Source organism: Phenylobacterium sp., assembly GCF_031984885.1.
GTDB lineage: Bacteria > Pseudomonadota > Alphaproteobacteria > Caulobacterales > Caulobacteraceae > Phenylobacterium.
Window position 1 is genome coordinate 37,234 of record NZ_DAMABV010000002.1, and the last position, 14,418, is coordinate 51,651.

A 14,418-nucleotide genomic window follows, 5' to 3' on the forward strand; every position below is an offset into this window, starting at 1 on the left:
TGGGAGGGTCAAGCGAAGTTTCGCCCATTGACCTTCCCATGATGGGAAGCCCCAGAAGGAGGCCGACCTATCCAGTAGGAGAGCATCCCGATGTTGAGTTTTCAGGTTGAAGGCATGTCGTGCGGCCACTGCGTGCAGACGGTGACCAAGGCGATCCAGGGCGTCGAGCCCAAGGCCGTGGTCGCCGTGGATCTGGCCACAGGCCGCGTCACCGTCCAGGGCGGCGAACGCCGCGAGGCCATCGCCCAGGCGATCAGGGACGCCGGCTACGCGCTCGCCGCCTAGATCGCAAGGCGGCCCCTGGCGTCAGTACCGGGGGCTGCCGTCTTCCCAGTAATACCGGCGCGCGCCGGGATCGTAGTAATAGTACCGGCCGGCCCGCTCGTCGTAATACTGGCGGCGGTTGACGTTGTCGTGCTTGGGCGTGGTCGCCGCGCCCAGCGCCGCGCCCGCCGCGCCGCCGATCAGGGCGCCGGTCCAGGAGCTGTCGACCGCGCCGCCGATCGCCGCGCCGGCCAGGCCGCCGGTCGCCGCCCTCTCTGTCGTGGTGGTGCCGCAGGCGGCCAGGATCAGGACCGAGCCGACCACGGCGGTCGTGTGACTGAGTTTCATCGCGAACCTCGCTGGGTTACGCCGTCCCGCCTGATCCAACGGGCGCGCGCGCCGGGTGGTTCCTTAAGTCCCAGCGCGTCCAGGCGTTGTCCTTGGCCCCTTGCGTCCCGCCTAGGGCAGCAGGATCGCCTGCGCGACCATGCCCAGGCCGACGATGCTGACCAGCCAGGCCAGCGAGCGCAGATGGCGCACGCCCCAGGCGTAGAGCGGCACATAGGCCACCCGCGCCCAGAAATAGATCTGCGCGCCCAGGGCGGTGGTCTCGCTCTCCTTGCCGGCCACGTGGGCGATCAGCACGGCGCCGAGGAACAGGGGCAGGGTCTCGAACAGGTTGTCCTGGGCGCGCTTCAGGCGCCCGGCCCGGTCGCTCAGCGGCGGCATCTCGCCGTCGCGCGGGCCGGTGTTCCACTTCAGGCCGTATTGGCTGGTCCTGGCGATATCGAAAAGCAGGATCTGCGCGAAGGCCAGGACCAGCGTCCAGGCCGCCATCATCAAACCGATCGTCATGCCGAATCTCCCCGTGGTTGGCGCCAGTGTGGTCTGCAACCCGCCGCCCCGCGAGTCGGAAGCGCGGCCGCGGCGCAACGGCCTATGGCGCGGGGGCCGCGGGACGCCTATGCACGGCGGTTCCCAGGAGAGACCCGTGTCCGCCAGCGCCCCAGCCCACGCCGTCAAGCAAAGCAACGGCGCGGGGATCGCGCTGCGGGTCGCGGCCATGGCCTGCATGGCGGTGCTGGCGGCCCTGGTGAAGGCCTGCGCCGAGCGCGGCGCGCCGATCCTGGAGATCGTCTTCTTCCGCAACGCCTTCGCCTTCGTCCCGGTGCTGCTCTATGTCGGGCGCACCACGGGCTTTTCGGTGCTGAAGACCAACCGCCTGGGCGGTCACGCCACCCGCGCGGGGGTCGGCCTGGTGGGCATGGTCTGCGGCTTCACGGCCGTCTCGATGCTGCCGCTCACCGAATCCACGGCGCTGTCCTTCGCCTCGCCGCTGTTCATGACCGCGCTCTCGGCGCTGATCCTCAAGGAAGTGGTCGGCGTCCATCGCTGGGGCGCGGTGGTGGTCGGCTTCGTCGGCGTGCTGATCATGGTGCGCCCCGATCCCGGCCACATGGCCAGCCTCGGAACCGTCTTCGCCCTGCTCGGGGCGCTGGGGGCGGCCGGGGCGATGATCGCCATCCGCGAGATCGGCCGGACCGAGCCGGGCCCCACCATCGTCTTCTACTTCACCCTGGCCGGCATGCTGCTCGGCCTGGCCAGCCTGCCGTTCGGCGGCTGGACGATCCCCGACCTGCCGACCCTGGCCATGCTGATCGCCACCGGCCTGGTCGGCGGCGCGGGCCAACTGCTGCTGACCGAAGCCCTGCGCCGCGCGCCGGTCGCGGTGGTCGCGCCCTTCGACTACAGCCAACTGATCTGGGCCAGCATCATCGGCTACCTGGTCTGGGACGAGCTGCCCCGCGCCGCGACCATCGCCGGGGCGCTCGTGGTCGCCGCCAGCGGCGTCTACATCCTCTATCGCGAGACCCGGCGCCTGCGGCGCGCCTGACCTCCACATTGACAGACCCGCGTTACGGGAGGACTCTTCCCGCGTGCCGGACCGATGCGCGTCAGGCCTTTTCGCGCCTGGCCCGCCCGTTCGACAGGGCGCAGGAGGCCGACCATGCTCAAGGGCGCATTGCTTGCATCGATCACCGTGATGGCGTTCGCCGTCGCCGGGGCCGCGGAGGGCGCGATCACCGTGCTGGGCGGAGCCCTGGCTAAGGATTGCTCGGACGCCGCCATTCGCGGCGACGATGATCCGAGGTTCCAGGAGGCCTGCACCCTGGCCCTGGAGACCGAGCTGCTCAATCCGCGCGACCGCGCCGGCACTTTCGTCAATCGCGGCGTGCTGAAACTGCGCCGGGCGGCCTATTCCGACGCGACCCAGGATTTCGACGCCGCGGTCCGCCTGCAGCCGGAGATGGGCGAGGCCTATGTCAATCGCGGCGCGGCCTCGATCGGCCGCAAGCGCTATGCGGACGGCCTGCGCGACATCAACCGCAGCATCGAGCTGGGCGTCAGCGAGCCGGAGAAGGCCTATTACAACCGCGCCCTCGCCCATGAGGGGCTCGACGACCCCAAGTCGGCCTATTTCGACTACCAGAAGGCGCTGGAGATCGCGCCCGACTGGGCGGCCCCGCGCGAGCAGCTCACCCGGTTCTCCGTCTCGCGACGGTGACGCGGACCCCTGGGCGGGTTTCAGGCGTTTGGTGGATATGAAGCTGCTGATCTTCGCCCTGGCCGTGTTCGCCGCGTCCGCCTCGCCGGCCCCGGCCCAGGTGGCGCGTGATCCGGTCGCCCGCGACCTGGAGATCCAGAACCAGCAGTATCAGGCCCAGCAGATGATCGACCGGCAGCGCGCGATCGCCCTGGAGAACCAGCTCAACACCCTCGACGCGCGCATCCAGAGCCAGGAGCGCCTGCAGGGCCTGGAGGCCATGCGCCCGCGTTCGACGCCCGCGCCGCTGGAAAGCGCCGTGCAGCCGCCGGCCCTGAGCATGAGCAACTTCGCCTCGATCCCGGACGCCGCCCTGGCCTCGTCCAACGCCCGCGTGCGTGCGGCTTCGCAAAACAGGCGCTGACAGCCGGGCCATTAGATCGCATCCTCGCGCCGGACTTGGGCGTTCGGCGTCTCTGGAGGAGCACGACATGCGTTGGCAGGGCGGTCGCAGAGGCGGCAACATCGAGGATCGCCGCGGCATGAGCGCCGCCGGGGTCGGCGGCATCGGCCTGGGCGGCCTGGCCCTCGCGCTCATCGGCTACTTCGTCTTCGGCATCGATCCCTCGACCACCATGTCGGTGGTGCAGGGCGGGGGCCAGGCCCAGCAGCAGGAGGGCGTGCGCGGCACGACCCAGGACGAGGGCGGCCAGTTCGTCGACGTGATCGAGCAGTCGACGACCGATGTCTGGACCCAGATCTTCGCCGCCGAGGGGCAGCGCTACCAGCGGCCGGCCTCGGTGGTGATCTACGACCAGGCCACCGGCACCGGCTGCGGCATGGGCCAGTCGGCCATGGGGCCGTTCTACTGCCCGGCCGACCGCAAGATCTATCTGGACCTGGCGTTCTGGAACGAGCTGGAGAGCCGCTTCGGCGCCAAGGGCGAGGCGGCGCGGGCCTATGTCATCGCCCATGAGGTCGGCCACCACGTCCAGAACCTCACCGGGGCGACCAACAACGTCGAACGCGGCTCGCGCGGCGCCGACTCCTCGGCCGTGCGGCTGGAGCTTCAGGCCGACTGCTATGCGGGCGTCTGGGTGGCGCACGCGCCGGCGGCGTCCGGCGGCCAGGTGGCGCTCGACCCGGCCGACATCGAGGACGGCATCCGCGCCGCCGCGGCGGTCGGCGACGACGCCATCCAGAAGCAGTCCCAGGGCCGCGTCATGCCCGACGCCTTCACCCACGGCTCCAGCGAGCAGCGCATGCGCTGGTTCCGGATCGGGGTGCAGAAGGGCGACCCCGCCGCCTGCGACACCTTCCGCGCCGGGCGGCTCTAGAGCGCCGGGACCGGCTCCAGGCCCAGGCACACCGAGACGCAGCGGCGCGCCAGCGTCTCGCCGGCGTCGATGAAGGGCAGGCGGCCCGATCCGGCCTCGAAGACCAGCGGAACCTCGGTGCAGCCGGCGATGATCGTCTCGGCCCCGCCGGCCGCGAGGTCGGCGGTCAGGGCGGCCATCTGGCCGCGCACCTCGGGGCCGCAATCGCCGCGCTTGATGGCGTAGATCAGGCTCATGAACAGCTCCTGGCGATCGGGCGCCAGGGTGACCAGGCCCATGCCCTGGGCGGCCAGGTACTCGCGATAGAGCTTCAGCGCCTGGGGCGTGCCCAGCACCCCGGCCCGCCGGGCGCCGCTGTCGCGGGCGGCGGCCGAGGCCGTGCCGATCATGTCGATCAGCGGCAGCCCGCTCGAGCGGGTGATGATGTCGGCATAGGCGTGGGCGGTGTTGCAGGCGATGGCCAGCACGTCGGCGCCGGCCCCGCGCAGGGCGCCGGCCATCTCGGCCAGCACCGGACCTGGCTTGTTCAGCAGGTCGTTGCGGTCGGGCACCTGCGGATTGATGTCGACCAGGGTGCGGATGTGGTCCTGGTCGCGTTCGGCCGGGGTCAGGGCCTGCAGCTTGGCCAGGAAGTCGAGCGTGGCGGCCGGGCCCATGCCGCCCAGCACGCCCAGGACCAGGCTCACCGGAGCGATCCTTCCATCTCGCTGTGATAGCCGAACAGGCCCTGCGCGCCGCCGGTGTGCAGGAGGACCACGGTCTCGTCCCTGAAGGTCCCCTTGCGGGCCAGGTCGATCAGGCCCTTGACGGCCTTGCCCGTATAGACCGGGTCGAACAGCAGGCCCTCGGTGCGCGCCGCCAGCTTCAGGGCGTCGATCACCCCCTGGTCGATCAGGCCATAGCCGGCGCCGACATAGTCGCAATTGGCGACCGTCATCTCGCGGGCGACGCGCTCGCCGTGACCCAGCAGGGTCGCAGTCTCGACCGCCAGCTTGTGGACATTGGCTTCCTGGACGTCTTTCGGCGCCCGCACGCCGATCCCCAGCACCGGGATGTCGGCGCCCAGCAGGGCGAGGCCGGCGACCAGCCCGGCGTGCGTGCCGGCGCTGCCGGTCGCGGTGACGATGCGGTCGATGGCCAGGTCCTGGGCGTCCGCCTGTCGCGCCAGCTCCAGCGCGCAGTCGACATAGCCGAGCGCGCCGATGGCGTTCGAGCCGCCGCCGGGAATGACGTAGGGCTTGCCGCCGCGGGCGCGGATCGCCTGGGCGGTCTTTTCAAGTTCGGCGTTCATGTCGCTGCCGCCCGGCACGTTCCTGATGGACGCGCCCAGCAACCTGTCGAGAAGGACGTTGCCCGAGCCGGTGTAGTCGACCGCCTTCGAGCCGGTGCGCTCCTCCAGGATGATCTCGCAGGCCAGGCCGAAGCGGGCCGCCGCGGCGGCCGTCTGGCGCACGTGGTTGGACTGCACCGCGCCCTGGGTGACCAGGGTGTCGGCGCCCTGGGCCAGGGCCTCGCCGACCAGGAACTCCAGCTTGCGGGTCTTGTTGCCGCCGCCGGCCAGGCCCGTGCAGTCGTCGCGCTTGATGTAGAGTTTGGCGATCCCGAGTTCCGCGGCCAGGCGCGGGGCGGCCTCCAGCGGGGTGGGGAGATGCGCGAACCGCGCGCGGGGGAACTTGGCAAGCTGCATGGGGTACTCCTTGGCCGCCTGCCTAGCATGCGGCCAAGGGCGCTCGCGAGCCCAGATTCTCTGGCGGCGCTATGGCTTGATCTTGGGTGGCAGGGCCGCGATCTGGTCGGGCGTCAGCCTGGTTATGTCCTTGATGATGCAGGGCGAAAGCATCCCCGCGCCGGTGCGCACCTTGAGGTCCAGGTCGAGCGGGCGGCAGATGAGATCGATCCCGGCCGTGGGCTGCAGCACCAGGGCGTCGTTGGAGGTCGCGCCGGCCAGGCAGGCGCCCGACATGCCGAGGCGATAGACGTCCTTCGAGCGCACAGAGAGATAGAGCGTCTGGTTGTCGCCCTTGGTGTGGTTGCGGATCTGGCTCATCCGGAAGCACTGCGAACTGGACGCGGCGGGGGCGGCGGGTTCTGCGGCGAAGGCGGGGGCGGCTGCGAGGGCCGTGAGCGCCGCGGCGGCGGTGAGGAACAGGCGTTGCATGACGATCCTCCTATGAAGCGGAGTATGCGCGAGATTGCGGCTGGACGGCGGCGCTTTCAATCGGCGTCGTTCGCGCCTATGACTGGCGCAGTCCTCGGGGGGCCGCGCTTGGGCGGCTGAGAGGCGGGCGAGCCCGCGACCCGTAGAACCTGATCCGGGTCATGCCGGCGAAGGGAAGGCGTTCCGGGCATGCGCATGCCCGGATTCCCGGTCGCCGGCGGACCCTTGGCCGCAGAGGAGCTTGCGCCGGTGAACATCCAGACGCCCGTTAAAGACGCCATCCCGACTGGCGAGCGCCCCGGCTCGCGCAAGGTCTACCAGCCCGGCGTGCTGTGGCCGGACATCCGCGTGCCGTTCCGCGAGGTGGCGGTGCATCCGTCGGCGAACGAGCCGCCGGTGACGATCTACGACCCGTCCGGCCCCTACACCGACCCCAAGGTGAAGATCGACATCGACCAGGGCCTGGCCCGCACCCGCGAGCCGTGGGTGGTTTCGCGCGGCGACATCGAGATCGTGGCGAACCCGCGCGAGGTGAAGCCCGAGGACAACGGCTTCGCCAAGGGCGAGCATCTGGCGCCGCAGTTCAACGCCCCGCGCCGGATCTATCGCGCCAAGCCCGGCGTTGCGGTGACCCAACTCGACTACGCCCGCCGCGGGATCATCACGCCGGAGATGGAATATGTCGCCATCCGCGAGAACCTGCGCCGCCAGGAGAACGACGGCGCGATCCGCGACGGCGAGGACTTCGGCGCCTCGATCCCCGACTTCGTGACCCCCGAGTTCGTCCGCGACGAGGTGGCCCGCGGCCGCGCGATCATCCCGGCCAACATCAACCACACCGAACTCGAGCCGATGGCCATCGGCCGCAACTTCCTGGTCAAGATCAACGCCAACATCGGCAACTCCGCGGTGCTCTCCACCGTCGCCGACGAGGTGGACAAGATGGTCTGGGCGATCCGCTGGGGCGCCGACACGGTCATGGACCTGTCCACCGGCCGGAACATCCACAACATCCGCGACTGGATCATCCGCAACAGCCCGGTTCCGATCGGCACGGTGCCGATCTACCAGGCGCTGGAGAAGGTCAACGGGATCGCCGAGGACCTGAACTGGGAGGTCTTCCGCGACACCCTGATCGAACAGGCCGAGCAGGGCGTGGACTACTTCACGATCCACGCGGGCGTCCGCCTGGCCTATGTGCCGCTGACCGCGAAGCGGGTGACGGGCATCGTCTCGCGCGGCGGCTCGATCATGGCCAAGTGGTGCCTGGCGCACCACAAGGAGAACTTCCTCTACGAGCACTTCGAAGAGATTTGCGAGATCATGCGGGCCTATGACGTCTCGTTCAGCCTGGGCGACGGCCTGCGCCCCGGCTCGATCGCCGACGCCAACGACGCGGCCCAGTTCGCCGAGCTGGAGACCCTGGGCGAGCTGACCCCGATCGCCTGGAAGCATGGCGTCCAGGTGATGATCGAAGGCCCCGGCCACGTGCCGATGCACAAGATCAAGGCCAATATGGACAAGCAACTCGCCACCTGCGGCGAGGCGCCGTTCTACACCCTCGGCCCGCTCACCACCGACATCGCGCCCGGCTACGACCACATCACCAGCGCCATCGGCGCGGCGATGATCGGTTGGTACGGCACCGCCATGCTCTGCTACGTCACCCCCAAGGAGCACCTGGGCCTGCCCGACCGCGAGGACGTCAAGGAAGGGGTGATAACCTACAAGATCGCCGCCCACGCCGCCGACCTGGCCAAGGGGCATCCGACCGCGCGCGCCTGGGACGACGCGCTCAGCCGCGCCCGCTTCGAGTTCCGCTGGGAGGACCAGTTCAACCTCGGCCTCGATCCCGAGACCGCGCGCGAATACCACGACGAGAGCCTGCCCAAGGAGGCGATGAAGACCGCCCACTTCTGCTCGATGTGCGGTCCGAAGTTCTGCTCGATGAAGATCAGCCAGGACATCCGCGACGCCGCCGCCAAGCAGAACGACGTCGCCGCCGGCATGGAGCAGATGAGCGAGAAGTTCCGCGCCGAGGGCGGGGAGATCTATGTGAAGGCCGAGAGCTGATCCGACGCTCGCTCACCCCGGCGAAAGGCCGGGGTGAGCGGCCCGTTCGTCTATGACCGATTGCGACGTAGATTCGATCGAGAATCGGCCTGGGTCCTGGCCTGGGTGGGTTGAGCGGTGGTGGTGATGGCGACTGAACTGAAGGCGGGCGGGCGGTTCGTCGACCTGGACCTGTCCGACCTCGACTGGACCGACGCCGACCTCACGGACGCCGTGTTCGAGAACTGCACCCTGCGCGAGGTGCAGGCCCAGGGCGCGGCGCTCCAGGGCGCGCGGTTCACGGGCTGCCGGCTGATCCGCTGCCGGTTCGCCCACGCCGACCTGCGCGAGGCGGTCTTCGAGGCGTGCAACTTCGCCGACGACGCCGGGCACATCGGCGCGGCGTTCGCATTCTGCCGGCTGGAGGAGGCGCGGCTGCGCAAGTGCGACCTGTCGTTCGCCAGGTTCGAGCGCTCAAGCCTCTGGGGCGTGGAGATGGAGGCTTGCAACCTGCGGGGCTCGGCCTTCGTCCGCGCCGACTTCAGCCGCGCCTTCGGGCGCAACATCGTGCAGTGGGCCGGCGCGCTGAAGGGCTGCAACCTGGAACTGGCCGACCTGACCCAGCTTCGCCTGCCGACGGGCGACCTCAACCGCTCCAGCCTGCGGGAGGCGGTGCTGGTGGACGCCGACCTCGAGGGCGCGGACCTGCGCGAGTGCGACCTCTTCCAGGCCCTGACCGTCGGCGCGAAGCTGGCCAGGGCCGACCTGCGCGGGGCGGAGGTGAGCGGCCTGAACCTCTCGGAACTGGCCACCCTGCAGGGGATGAAGATTACGCTCGATCAGCAGTATCGCCTGCTGAACGCGATGGGCGTGGACGTCCACGCCGAGTGATCAGTCGCGTTCGATGCGCGCCTTGACCGGCTCGGCCTTCCAGACCCGCACGGCCACGGCCGCGGTGATCGAGGCGAGCACGGCGGTGATCGCGCCGCACCATTGAAGCGTGTTCATGCCCTCGGCGGCGAAACGGCCGACGGCGGCGCTGACAAAGAACACGAGACCCGCGGTGCCCCACTCGGCGCCCCAGCTCGAAAACAACAGCTTCAGCATCAGTAGTCCTCAATCGATCGCGACTGCGAGCCGGGCAAAAGCCACAGAGAACGGCGTTCGGGAATGTGGCAAGGGGTCGCTTGGCCGTCAGGCCGCGGCCGCCACCGTCTGACGGTCGGCGACCGCCTGCAGCACGCCGAACAGCTTGGCCGCCTCGATCGGCTTGGGCATGTGCAGGTCCGCCCCGGCGGCCAGGCTGGCGGCCTCGTGGGCGGGCAGGGCGTTGGCCGTCAGCATCACGATCGGGGTGGGGACCATGCCGCGCGTCCGCTCCCGGTCGCGGATCGTCCGCACCGCGGCCAGGCCGTCCATCACCGGCATCTGCATGTCCATCAGCACCAGGTCGAAGCGCTGGATGGCGAAGGCCTCGCAGGCCTGCTCGCCGTTCTCGACGCAGACCAGGTCGACCGGAAGTTCGGCGAACAGCACCTGCACGACCCGGCGGTTGGTCGGATGGTCGTCGGCCAGCAGGACCCGGAGCGGCCGGTCGGGCGCGGCCTCCGGGTCCGGTTCGGCGGCTGGATGCGGCGCGGCGCTGGTCAGGGCGATCGGCAGGCGGACGGTGAAGGTCGCGCCTTCGCCCGGCGCGCCCGCGGCGTCGATCTCGCCGCCCATCAGGTCGACCAGTTGCTTGGCGATGGTCAGGCCAAGGCCGGCGCCGCCGAACCGGCGGGTGCCCGAGCCGTCGCCCTGTTCGAAACGGCCGAACAGGCGGGCCTTCTCGGCCAGGTCGAAGCCGACGCCGGTGTCCTGAACGTCGATCTTCCAGCGGTCGGGGCCTTCGGCGCGGACGGCGATGGCGACATAGCCCTCGCTGGTGAACTTCACCGCGTTGGAGACCAGGTTGATCAGCACCTGCTTGATCCGCACGGCGTCGCCGGCGACGACGGTCTCCGCGGCCGGGTCGATATCGACGATCAGGTCCAGGCCCTTTTCCTGGGCGCGCGTGGCGGCCAGGGCCGCGACCGCGCGAATGGCCTCGCCCAGGTGGAAGGGCTGGCGCAGGACCTCGATCGTGCCGGTCTCGATACGCGAGAGGTCCAGGACGTCCGACAGCAGGCGCTCGAGCGCCTCGCCCGAGCCCTGGATGATGCCGACCATTTCCGCCTGCGCGGTATTCAGCGGCGTGCGGCCCAGGGCGGCCGCGATCGCGTTGACGCCGTTGAGCGGCGTGCGGATCTCGTGGCTCATATTGGCGAGGAACTCGCTCTGGGAACGGTGGCTGGCGAGGAACTGGAGCGCGGCGGCGCGAATGCGCGCGATCATCACCGCGCCGACGAGACCGAAGACGAGCAGCACCAGCGCCACCGGAAGCGCGGCGGCGCGCGCGAGTTCGGCGCCCGGCTTCTGCGGCGTCCAACTGAGATAGAGCGGCGCGGCGCCCTTGCCGGTCGGCAGCATGAGTTCGGCGTCGCCGGGACCCGCCAGCGAGCGACCGACGCTGGACTGCAGGTTCCGCAGTTGCAGCCGCTCCTGAAGTTTTCCCAGCGACCGCGGGTCGATCTTCAGGGCCATGACGACGATGGGGGCGTAGGGGCGGCGCGGCACGGCGGTGGCGAAGTCGGGCTGCACCAGGGTGGCCGACACCAGGTAGATGGCGCCGTCGCGGACGATGAAGTCGCTGGTCTGGATGGCTCGGGAGACCAGCGTCCGAGGCGCGTCCGGGCTGCGCCTGGCGATGGGGCCCCGCTCGGCTTCGGCCTGGCGGATCCTGGCGATCAGCGGTTCTGCGCCCTGAAAGGCCCGATAGGTCGACGGCGCGACGGTCTGCCGGTGCAGGCGCGCATAGATGGGCCGGTTGTCGCTATCGAGGACGAACAGGTGCTCGAAGTCGATGTTCTGCGAGAAGTAGTCGTTGAGGTTGGCGTCGGCCCAGGCGTGGTTGAAGCGGTTGTCGAGGTTGACGATCGCCTCGTCCCAATTGGTTTCCGGCAGGATCGAGCGCTCGATCTCGGCGATGTTGGCCCTCACCCCGCGTTCGACCAGGGCGACCTCGCGCTCCTGGACGTCCCGATCGACCTGGCGCGCCCAGATCAGGAGGCTGGCGACGAACACCGCCATGGCGCCCAGGGCCAGCACGACAAGCGGCGCCAGCAACCTAAACTCGGACTCCCGCCGCATTTCGTCGGCCCCTCACTCGGCACTTCGGCTTCGGACACTGGGGGCAAGGTGGTTAAGGGAGGGTGTGGTCGAGGTTCGTACACGAAAAAGGCGACTCCCGTTCGGCGGGCTTCTATTTCGCCAGGTTCGGGTTCAGTTCGGCGATGGAACGAACGATCCGGTCGGGCGTGACGGCCGAGCCCGGCGGCAGGCCCTCGCCCATGTGATCGTGCCAGATGGCGTAGATCCCGAGCCGCTGTGGCGCGGCGACCTCCCATTCCAGATTGTCGCCGACCATCCAGGTTTCGTGCGGCTCCACGCCCAGCGCCTGCATGGCGTGGAGATAGGCCTGTTCCTGCGGCTTGCCGAACCCGGCTTCCCCTTCGATCTGCACGTGGTCGAACAGCGGCGCGAGGTTGAAGCGCTCGACCTTGGCCCGCTGGGGTTCGGCGGCGCCGTTGGTCACCAGGGCCAGCTTCACGCCCAGGGCGCGGAAGGCCCGGATCGTCTCCAGGGCGCCGGGGAAGAAGGCGGCCTGCTCCTCGCGGTAGGCGTGGAAGCGCTGGCCGAAGGTGCGGGCGAAGTCCGCGCCCAGGCCGGGAACGCGGTCGCGGAGTTCGGCGAACCCCCCTTCCACCGCCAGGATGCGGCCGGCGCCGAGATCCTGCCGCCAGATCGCGGCCCGGGCCTCGTCCGACCAGAAGCGCCGGAAGCCGGCCTCCATGGCCAGGGCCGCGTCCTCCGGCGCGACCGGCGCGAAGCGTGCGGCGAATTCCTCGATCACCGTCTGCAGGACCAGGCGGCGCGACCCGAACGAGATGATGGTTTCGTCGAGGTCGAAGAGAATCGCTTTGGGCATGGGGCTCATGCCCAGTTCCAGTGCCAGCGAAAGCCGTGCGATTCCAGGCGCCGCGGACGAAGTGAGTCCTTTGCGCCACGTTTTGGGCTCGCCTGACGCGTGTGTGACCGGGCGCGACGACGCCCCAGCTTGACCCCCCCGACCGGGCGCCTCCAAGGTGGCCGCAAGTCGGAGGGAATGAATGCGACTCAAGGCCCGTCTGGAGCGTGATTGGCGGTTCTTTCGCAATCTCAACCGCACCCTGAAGAGGGTGAAGACGATCGCGCCGACGTCGCCCAACCTGGTCTGCGACGACATCCAGGCGGCGGTGGAACAGTGGCGTGACCGGCCGGCCCTGACCTTCGAGTTCAAGACGATCACCTATGGCGAGATGGACGCCATCGCCAACCGCTTCGCCCACTGGGCCAAGGGGATCGGCGTGCGGCGCGGCCAGACCGTGGCGCTCTTCCTGCCCAACCGGCTGGAATATTTCCCGATCTGGTACGGCCTGACCAAGATCGGCGCGGTGACCGCCCTGATCAACAATCAGCTTGCGGGATCGCCGCTGGCCCATTGCCTGAACATCTCGGGCGCGGCCCACGTCATCGTCGACGCCGAGACCTCGCCGGCCTTCGAACAGGCCAGGGGGCTGCTGGAGCGGCCGATGCTGCAATGGGTGCTGGGCGGCCAGGCGCACGGCGACCAGCGCGACCTGAGCCAGGCGCTCAAGAGCTGCAGCCAGTTGCCGCCGGACCGCTCCGTCCGCGACGGCATGACCGCCAAGGACACCGCCCTCTACATCTACACCAGCGGCACCACGGGCCTGCCCAAGGCCGCGCGCATCACCCATGTCCGCGCCCAGCTCTACATGCGCGGCTTCGCCGGCTCGACCGGGGCCAACGAGAAGGACCGGGTCTATGTGACCCTGCCGCTCTACCACGCCACCGGCGGGCTCTGCGCCCTGGGCGCGGCGCTGCTGAACGGCGGTTCGGTGGTGCTGAAGAAGAAGTTCTCCGCCAGCCATTTCTGGGACGACGTGGTCGCCGAGAACTGCACGATGTTCGTCTATATCGGCGAGCTCTGCCGCTACCTGATCAACCACGAGGAGGTGGAGGCCGAGCGTCAGCACAAGATCCGGCTGGCCTTCGGCAACGGCCTGCGCGCCGACGTCTGGGCGCAGATGAAGAGCCGCTTCCGCATTCCCGAGATCCTCGAATTCTACGGGGCGACGGAAGGCAACGTCTCGATGTTCAACTTCGACGGCAAGGTCGGGGCGATCGGGCGGGCGCCGAAGTGGCTGAAGGAGCGCTTCAACTTCCGCCTCGTCCAGTTCGACGTCGAGAAGGAAGAAGAGATCCGGGGCCTCAATGGCCTCTGCGTCGAGGCCGGGCCCGGCCAGATCGGCGAGTGCATCGGCAAGATCGGCCACGACGCGCGCAGCGAGTTCACCGGCTATGTCGACAAGGCCGCCTCGGACAAGAAGGTGCTGCGCGACGTCTTCGCCAAGGGCGACGCCTGGTTCCGCACCGGCGACCTGATGAAGACCGACGCCGACGGCTATTTCTATTTCGTCGACCGGATCGGCGACACCTTCCGCTGGAAGGGCGAGAACGTCTCCACCGGCGAGGTGGCCGGGCATCTCCAGGCCATTCCGGGCGTCGCCGAGGCCAATGTCTACGGCGTCGCCGTCGAGGGCGCGGACGGGCGCGCCGGCATGGCCGGCCTGGTGGTCGAGCCGGGCTTCGACATCAAGGTCTTCGAGGAGGCGGTGCTGCGCGAGCTGCCGCCCTACGCCCAGCCGGTGTTCGTGCGGATCCTGCCGGCGATCGAGACCACGGGGACCTTCAAGTACCGCAAGATCGACCTGGTGGCCGACGGCTTCGATCCCGCCGCGGTCAAGGGCGCGATGTACTACAAGGACCCGAACAAGGGCTATCTGAAGATGACCAAGCCCGGTTACGCCAAGATCCTGGCCGGCGGCGTCAAGCTGTAGCGCCGCACGCCCTGCGCCGGAACG

Annotated in this window: 16 protein-coding genes and 1 riboswitch; of the genes, 8 read left to right on the plus strand and 8 right to left on the minus strand. The window is 69.5% G+C overall.

Annotated features, from left to right (window positions below; genetic code table 11):
* Nucleotides 1-90: 90 nt before the first annotated feature.
* On the plus strand, nucleotides 91-285 hold the full coding sequence (locus RTL41_RS03610) for a heavy-metal-associated domain-containing protein (protein ID WP_312161435.1): 195 nt from the start codon (nucleotides 91-93) through the stop codon (nucleotides 283-285).
* 21 nt (nucleotides 286-306) lie between these two features.
* On the opposite strand, the gene RTL41_RS03615 is transcribed toward RTL41_RS03610, so the two are convergent.
* Entirely contained in the window at nucleotides 307-612 is a 306-nt protein-coding gene (locus RTL41_RS03615; RefSeq protein WP_312161437.1) for a hypothetical protein, read from the minus strand.
* Between the two features lie 111 nt (nucleotides 613-723).
* Nucleotides 724-1,119, minus strand: coding sequence for an MAPEG family protein (locus RTL41_RS03620; RefSeq protein WP_312161439.1), 396 nt, complete (start codon nucleotides 1,117-1,119; stop codon nucleotides 724-726).
* A gap of 136 nt (nucleotides 1,120-1,255) precedes the next feature.
* On the opposite strand from RTL41_RS03620, the gene RTL41_RS03625 reads away from it, so the two are divergent.
* The 4 genes from RTL41_RS03625 (at nucleotide 1,256) to RTL41_RS03640 (ending at nucleotide 4,146) form a co-directional block, all read left to right on the plus strand.
* A complete protein-coding gene (locus tag RTL41_RS03625; protein ID WP_312161441.1) occupies nucleotides 1,256-2,158 on the plus strand; it encodes a DMT family transporter in 903 nt (300 codons plus the stop codon).
* Nucleotides 2,159-2,272: 114 nt separating this feature from the next.
* On the plus strand, nucleotides 2,273-2,830 hold the full coding sequence (locus RTL41_RS03630; protein ID WP_312161442.1) for a tetratricopeptide repeat protein: 558 nt from the start codon (nucleotides 2,273-2,275) through the stop codon (nucleotides 2,828-2,830).
* Nucleotides 2,831-2,867: 37 nt separating this feature from the next.
* Nucleotides 2,868-3,233 carry a hypothetical protein gene (locus RTL41_RS03635; protein WP_312161443.1) on the plus strand — a complete coding sequence of 122 codons (366 nt, stop codon included), beginning with the start codon at nucleotides 2,868-2,870 and terminating at the stop codon, nucleotides 3,231-3,233.
* Between the two features lie 67 nt (nucleotides 3,234-3,300).
* Nucleotides 3,301-4,146, plus strand: a complete 846-nt coding sequence (locus tag RTL41_RS03640) for a neutral zinc metallopeptidase (RefSeq protein ID WP_312161445.1) — start codon at nucleotides 3,301-3,303, stop codon at nucleotides 4,144-4,146.
* Here RTL41_RS03640 and RTL41_RS03645 read toward each other — a convergent pair.
* The 3 genes from RTL41_RS03645 to RTL41_RS03655 all read right to left on the minus strand — a co-directional run bounded on the left by RTL41_RS03645 (nucleotide 4,143) and on the right by RTL41_RS03655 (nucleotide 6,304).
* The gene (locus RTL41_RS03645; protein ID WP_312161446.1) at nucleotides 4,143-4,832 is read right to left on the minus strand and encodes an amino acid racemase; all 690 of its coding nucleotides are present in this window, start codon (nucleotides 4,830-4,832) and stop codon (nucleotides 4,143-4,145) included. The genes RTL41_RS03640 and RTL41_RS03645 overlap by 4 nt on opposite strands.
* Nucleotides 4,829-5,833, minus strand: a complete 1,005-nt coding sequence (locus tag RTL41_RS03650) for a D-cysteine desulfhydrase (protein WP_312161447.1) — start codon at nucleotides 5,831-5,833, stop codon at nucleotides 4,829-4,831. Before RTL41_RS03650 ends, RTL41_RS03645 begins: the two co-directional genes overlap by 4 nt.
* A 69-nt stretch (nucleotides 5,834-5,902) precedes the next feature.
* Nucleotides 5,903-6,304: a DUF6491 family protein gene (locus RTL41_RS03655; protein WP_312161448.1), complete on the minus strand. Its 402-nt coding sequence runs from the start codon at nucleotides 6,302-6,304 to the stop codon at nucleotides 5,903-5,905.
* A 92-nt stretch (nucleotides 6,305-6,396) separates the two neighbouring features.
* Nucleotides 6,397-6,483, plus strand: a riboswitch (TPP riboswitch).
* A 70-nt stretch (nucleotides 6,484-6,553) separates the two neighbouring features.
* Here RTL41_RS03655 and thiC point away from each other — a divergent pair.
* The gene (gene thiC, locus RTL41_RS03660; protein ID WP_312162226.1) at nucleotides 6,554-8,377 is read left to right on the plus strand and encodes a phosphomethylpyrimidine synthase ThiC; all 1,824 of its coding nucleotides are present in this window, start codon (nucleotides 6,554-6,556) and stop codon (nucleotides 8,375-8,377) included.
* A gap of 126 nt (nucleotides 8,378-8,503) precedes the next feature.
* Nucleotides 8,504-9,247, plus strand: a complete 744-nt coding sequence (locus RTL41_RS03665; protein WP_312161450.1) for a pentapeptide repeat-containing protein — start codon at nucleotides 8,504-8,506, stop codon at nucleotides 9,245-9,247.
* Here RTL41_RS03665 and RTL41_RS03670 read toward each other — a convergent pair whose 3' ends face one another.
* The 3 genes from RTL41_RS03670 to RTL41_RS03680 all read right to left on the minus strand — a co-directional run bounded on the left by RTL41_RS03670 (nucleotide 9,248) and on the right by RTL41_RS03680 (nucleotide 12,422).
* Nucleotides 9,248-9,463, minus strand: a complete 216-nt coding sequence (locus RTL41_RS03670) for a hypothetical protein (protein WP_312161452.1) — start codon at nucleotides 9,461-9,463, stop codon at nucleotides 9,248-9,250. It abuts the gene before it with no gap.
* 87 nt (nucleotides 9,464-9,550) lie between these two features.
* Entirely contained in the window at nucleotides 9,551-11,560 is a 2,010-nt protein-coding gene (locus RTL41_RS03675; RefSeq protein ID WP_312161453.1) for an ATP-binding protein, read from the minus strand.
* A gap of 136 nt (nucleotides 11,561-11,696) precedes the next feature.
* Entirely contained in the window at nucleotides 11,697-12,422 is a 726-nt protein-coding gene (locus tag RTL41_RS03680) for an HAD family hydrolase (protein ID WP_312161454.1), read from the minus strand.
* Nucleotides 12,423-12,603: 181 nt separating this feature from the next.
* Here RTL41_RS03680 and RTL41_RS03685 point away from each other — a divergent pair, with 181 nt between their 5' ends.
* Complete coding sequence (locus tag RTL41_RS03685; protein ID WP_312161455.1) at nucleotides 12,604-14,394, plus strand: long-chain-acyl-CoA synthetase; 1,791 nt, start codon at nucleotides 12,604-12,606, stop codon at nucleotides 14,392-14,394.
* Nucleotides 14,395-14,418 lie beyond the last annotated feature (24 nt).

Excerpts from the sequence above, each read along its gene's own strand:
- RTL41_RS03610 (WP_312161435.1), top strand. The coding sequence starts at position 91 with ATGTTGAGTTTTCAGGTTGAAGGCATGTCGTGCGGCCACTGCGTGCAG.
- RTL41_RS03615 (WP_312161437.1), bottom strand. The coding sequence starts at position 612 with ATGAAACTCAGTCACACGACCGCCGTGGTCGGCTCGGTCCTGATCCTG.
- RTL41_RS03620 (WP_312161439.1), bottom strand. The coding sequence starts at position 1,119 with ATGACGATCGGTTTGATGATGGCGGCCTGGACGCTGGTCCTGGCCTTC.
- RTL41_RS03630 (WP_312161442.1), top strand. The coding sequence starts at position 2,273 with ATGCTCAAGGGCGCATTGCTTGCATCGATCACCGTGATGGCGTTCGCC.
- RTL41_RS03635 (WP_312161443.1), top strand. The coding sequence starts at position 2,868 with ATGAAGCTGCTGATCTTCGCCCTGGCCGTGTTCGCCGCGTCCGCCTCG.
- RTL41_RS03640 (WP_312161445.1), top strand. The coding sequence starts at position 3,301 with ATGCGTTGGCAGGGCGGTCGCAGAGGCGGCAACATCGAGGATCGCCGC.
- RTL41_RS03650 (WP_312161447.1), bottom strand. The coding sequence starts at position 5,833 with ATGCAGCTTGCCAAGTTCCCCCGCGCGCGGTTCGCGCATCTCCCCACC.
- RTL41_RS03655 (WP_312161448.1), bottom strand. The coding sequence starts at position 6,304 with ATGCAACGCCTGTTCCTCACCGCCGCCGCGGCGCTCACGGCCCTCGCA.
- RTL41_RS03665 (WP_312161450.1), top strand. The coding sequence starts at position 8,504 with ATGGCGACTGAACTGAAGGCGGGCGGGCGGTTCGTCGACCTGGACCTG.
- RTL41_RS03670 (WP_312161452.1), bottom strand. The coding sequence starts at position 9,463 with ATGCTGAAGCTGTTGTTTTCGAGCTGGGGCGCCGAGTGGGGCACCGCG.
- RTL41_RS03680 (WP_312161454.1), bottom strand. The coding sequence starts at position 12,422 with ATGCCCAAAGCGATTCTCTTCGACCTCGACGAAACCATCATCTCGTTC.
- RTL41_RS03685 (WP_312161455.1), top strand. The coding sequence starts at position 12,604 with ATGCGACTCAAGGCCCGTCTGGAGCGTGATTGGCGGTTCTTTCGCAAT.